General features: G+C 52.0%; 5 protein-coding genes. 4 read left to right on the top strand and 1 reads right to left on the bottom strand.

Annotated elements, in window-relative coordinates:
- Window positions 1-28 precede the first annotated feature (28 nt).
- A complete protein-coding gene (locus tag lacNas_RS11515) occupies window positions 29-349 on the bottom strand; it encodes a DUF2187 family protein (RefSeq protein WP_201330473.1) in 321 nt (106 codons plus the stop codon).
- Window positions 350-405: 56 nt separating this feature from the next.
- Here lacNas_RS11515 and lacNas_RS11510 point away from each other — a divergent pair, with 56 nt between their 5' ends.
- The 4 genes from lacNas_RS11510 (at window position 406) to lacNas_RS11495 (ending at window position 3,569) form a co-directional block, all read left to right on the top strand.
- Entirely contained in the window at window positions 406-978 is a 573-nt protein-coding gene (locus tag lacNas_RS11510) for a guanylate kinase (protein ID WP_201330472.1), read from the top strand.
- A gap of 108 nt (window positions 979-1,086) precedes the next feature.
- The gene (locus lacNas_RS11505; RefSeq protein ID WP_201330471.1) at window positions 1,087-1,572 is read left to right on the top strand and encodes a C40 family peptidase; all 486 of its coding nucleotides are present in this window, start codon (window positions 1,087-1,089) and stop codon (window positions 1,570-1,572) included.
- A 296-nt stretch (window positions 1,573-1,868) separates the two neighbouring features.
- On the top strand, window positions 1,869-2,915 hold the full coding sequence (locus lacNas_RS11500; protein WP_201330470.1) for a 2-hydroxyacid dehydrogenase: 1,047 nt from the start codon (window positions 1,869-1,871) through the stop codon (window positions 2,913-2,915).
- A gap of 177 nt (window positions 2,916-3,092) precedes the next feature.
- Window positions 3,093-3,569, top strand: a complete 477-nt coding sequence (locus tag lacNas_RS11495) for a C40 family peptidase (protein WP_201330469.1) — start codon at window positions 3,093-3,095, stop codon at window positions 3,567-3,569.
- Window positions 3,570-3,908: the final 339 nt, after the last annotated feature.

Here is a 3,908-nt window from a genome sequence, read left to right as displayed (position 1 = left end):
AAACTCCGCGGTAAAACCGCGGAGTCTGTTACTTGCTTTTCTTAGCCGGCGCTTTCTTGTCCTTGTCGTCGCTCTTCATGGTCGGGGCCACCTTTTCGATGGTCACGTTGTTGGTGGAGAGGGGCTTGGCCTTCTTGGCTGACCGGGCCGGCTTCATGTTCTTGAAGTTAACGACCAGCTTGTAGTTGAGGTCGCTAACGGCAGAGGCGTCAACGTCGTCAAAAGAAGTGATGGCCAGGAGGGCAGAATTTTCATAGATCTTTTCGACCGTGCCTTGGAACTGCTTCTTCAGTTCTTCTTCTGACTTGGCGTTAACGACTGCACCTAATTCAACATCGGCTTTCTTCATCTGCTGTCTCCTTCACTTCTACAGGTTAAAATTTCAACTAGGCTATGATATAGTATATGTCGAAAAAATTCAAGTTAGGAGATTCCTTTTTGCGTAAAATAATTCTGATCGCCGGCCCCAGCGGTGCCGGCAAGACCACCATGTCCGACTACCTGACCCGCCGCTACCAGATTCCGCGGGTGATCACCCACACCACCCGGCCCAAGCGGCCTGGCGAAAGCGATTCAGCATATTACTTTGAAACAGATGAATCTTTTGCCCGCCTGCACTTCTTTGAGCACGTCAGCTACGGGGACTACCAGTACGGCTCAAGCCGGGAGGGTCTGGAGCGGGCCTGGGAAAAGAGCGACCTGGTCAGCCTGATCGTTGACATCAAAGGGGCCCGGTCCTACCTGGATGCTTTGGGCAGCCAGGTCTACTTCCTTTACGTGACCTGCAGCTTAAAGGAGCTGGCCAAGCGGATGGCGGCCCGGGGCGATTCGCTGGACCAGATCAAGAAGCGCCTTGAGGGCAGCGAGCTGAACGAACTGCCGGCCGACCTGGCCAGCCGCGCCCATGTTTTGGTCAATGACGACCTGGAAAGCAGCCTGGCCAGCCTGGACAAATTAGTGAAAAAGCTGCTAAGTTAAGTTTTCTCTCATAAAGCGTAAAAAAGGTGTGACCTTTTTGAAACAGAATTGAAATATTTCTCCTGTAAGATGGTAAACATCAAGTTAAGAAAAAGGAAGTAAATCATTTTGAAGTTCAAAAAGTCATTAGCCAAAGTTTTAGCAGCCGTATCCCTGGCCTTCGCCGGTTTCGCTGCCGTAACCACTGTCAACGCGCAAAGCAATACCGTGCAAGCTGCCTCCAAGACCACCAAGCGCAACAAGGTCGTTGCCCTGGCCAAGAAGGAAGTCGGCAAGAGCTACGTTTACGGGGCAACCGGTCCTAACTCATTCGACTGCTCTGGTCTGACCAGCTACGTTTACAGCCACGCCATCGGCAAGTACATCACCCGGACCACCTACACCCAGGTGCACCAGGGCAAGACGGTTGCCGTTTCGACTGCGACCCTGCAAAAGGGCGACCTGCTCTTCTGGGGTTCCAAGTCCTCCCCATACCACGTGGGCATCTACATCGGCAACGGCCAGTACGTTCACGCCGCAACTCCAAGCCAGGGCGTGCGCAAGCAGAGCCTGAGCTACTACTTCTGGCCATCAACTGCCAAGCGGATCATCTAATCCGCCCAGACTTCAAAATGAACGAATCAGCGTCCTTGAGGCACCTGCCTCAGGGGCGTTTTTCTTTTGCCCTTTGATCGAAAAAGGGGGGCAGATTAAAAGAAGACTTTGAACTTTTAAGGAAGAAATTTACGGAAAGAAAAGTCTGTCAGCCCTTACCAGGCTTAAATTAGCGGGGCAAAATTAAATTGTTAAGAACTTTAGCCAGGGGCTTGTAAATGAGAAAGGAATTAAATAAAATAGGGACAATTGTTGAAACAAGTTAAGTGAAGTCCAATGAAAAGAAGGTATTCAAGATGAGAATTGCATGTTACGGCGTAAGGCCGCTTGAAAGAAGCTATTTTGAAAAACTGAACAAGTACGACTACGACTTGAAGCTCATTCCTGAATACTTGAACCGGGAAAACGTCACCCAAGCCAAGGACTGCGACGCTGTCTTAGTCCGGGGCAACTGCCTCTGCGACCGGACCAACCTGCAGCAGTTCAAGGACTACGGCATCTCCTGGGTCTTCACCCGGTCAGTCGGCGTGGACCACTTTGACCTGGAAGCAGCCAAGGACCTGGGGATCTCCGTTGCCCGGGTGCCAAACTACTCCCCGTACGCCGTAGCCAACCTGGCCTTTACTTTGGGCCTGACCCTGTCCAGACACGTTGGCGAAGCTGCCCATCATGTCCATGAACAGGACTTCGGGATGCACCCGGACTACTTTGCGACGGAATTCAACCGCCTGAAGGTCGGCATCTACGGGGCCGGCAAGATCGGGGCCGTTGAAGGCAAGATGTGGAAGGGCCTGGGCGCTGAAGTCTACGCCTATGACCCGTACCCGTCCGACTTTGCAAAGCAGTACTGTACTTTTGTTTCAGAAGAAGACTTGCTGGCTACTTGCGACATCGTGTCCGTGCACGTGCCGTACTTCCCAGGCAAGAACGACAAGCTGATCAACGCTGACTTCATCGGCAAGATGAAGGAGGGGGCGGTCCTGGTCAACACTGCCCGGGGCGAATTGGCTGACGAAGCCGCCATCGCGGCTGCTGTTTCCAGCAACCACCTGTCCGGCTACGGCGCTGACGTGATCTCCAGCGAAAAGAAGATCATGGGCCACAACTTTGACTGCGAGAGCGACGTTCCCGACCAGGAAGTCCAGTCATTGATGGACCTTTACCCGCGGGTTCTCCTGACCCCGCACATGGGCTCATTCACTGAACCAGCCCTGGAAGACATGATTTCCCTGTCTTTCAACAACTTCCACAACATGGCAACTGCCGGCGCGGTTGATGCCCGCAACGAAGTCGTTGCTGCTCCGGAAAGCTCCAGCTCAGCTTCCGAGAAGCTGCGCGCTTAAAGTTAAGATAGTAAGGCTCTGGCCTCTGGCCAGGGTCTTTTTTTGCCTTTTTTTCTGCAGAATGTTAAAAAACTGCAAAAGCTTGTTAAAGGAACTGCAAAAGGTCTGTAAATTTCCTGTAACACTCATCCGCTATGATATAAGCATCGAGAGATAAAGAAGGAGAGTTATCAAGAAATGAAGCAGTTCAAGCATATCTTAGTCAAGTTAACTTTTGCGCTGGCCCTGTTGCTGCCGCTGGCAGCCAGCCAGGCAAACGGCCACCAGGCCCAAGCCGCCAGCACGACGACCAAGCGCAACAAAGTTGTCTCCCTGGCCAAGAAACAAGTCGGCAAGCGCTACGTTTACGGCGCTACCGGTCCCAACAGCTTTGACTGCTCAGGCTTGACCCAGTACGTTTACAAGAAGGCGATCAAGAAGTCCATTTCCCGGACCACCTACACCCAGGTCAAGAAGGGGAAGACGGTCAAGGTCTCCACTTCCAAGCTGAAGAAGGGCGACCTGCTCTTCTGGGGCTCCAAGTCTTCACCATACCACGTCGGCATCTACATCGGCGGCGGGCAGTACGTTCACGCGGCTACCCCGAGCCAAGGGGTGCGCAAGCAGTATCTGAGTTCCTACTTCTGGCCTTCAACCGCCAAGCGGATCATCTAGGCCGTCCGGATTGATCATTTCCTGCTGAATTTATGATAACAACGATAAAAAAGAAGGTCAGCGGCCCTGAAAACCGCTGGCCTTTTTAAATTGGGCTTTATTTTAACAATCTGGTATTGGCTTTGTAACAGTTCTGTAACATTGGTAACTTATTATAGATGTTGCGTAAAAAATTGAGATAGAAAAAGGTATCAAGTTTTGAAGTTCAAGCATCTATTAGTTAAAGTTTTAATGGCCCTGGCCCTGGTAGCCCCGGTTGCAGTCAGCAGCCAGGCTCCGGCAGCCCAGGCCGCCACTGTCAAGGCTGTCAACAAGCAGGTTGTGGTCAACTACGTTTCC

The sequence above is a fragment of the Lactobacillus nasalidis genome (assembly GCF_016587775.1).
Taxonomy (GTDB): domain Bacteria; phylum Bacillota; class Bacilli; order Lactobacillales; family Lactobacillaceae; genus Lactobacillus; species Lactobacillus nasalidis.
The sequence above is the reverse complement of the archived record's forward strand: the minus strand, read 5'-3'. Positions and strand labels throughout refer to the sequence as shown.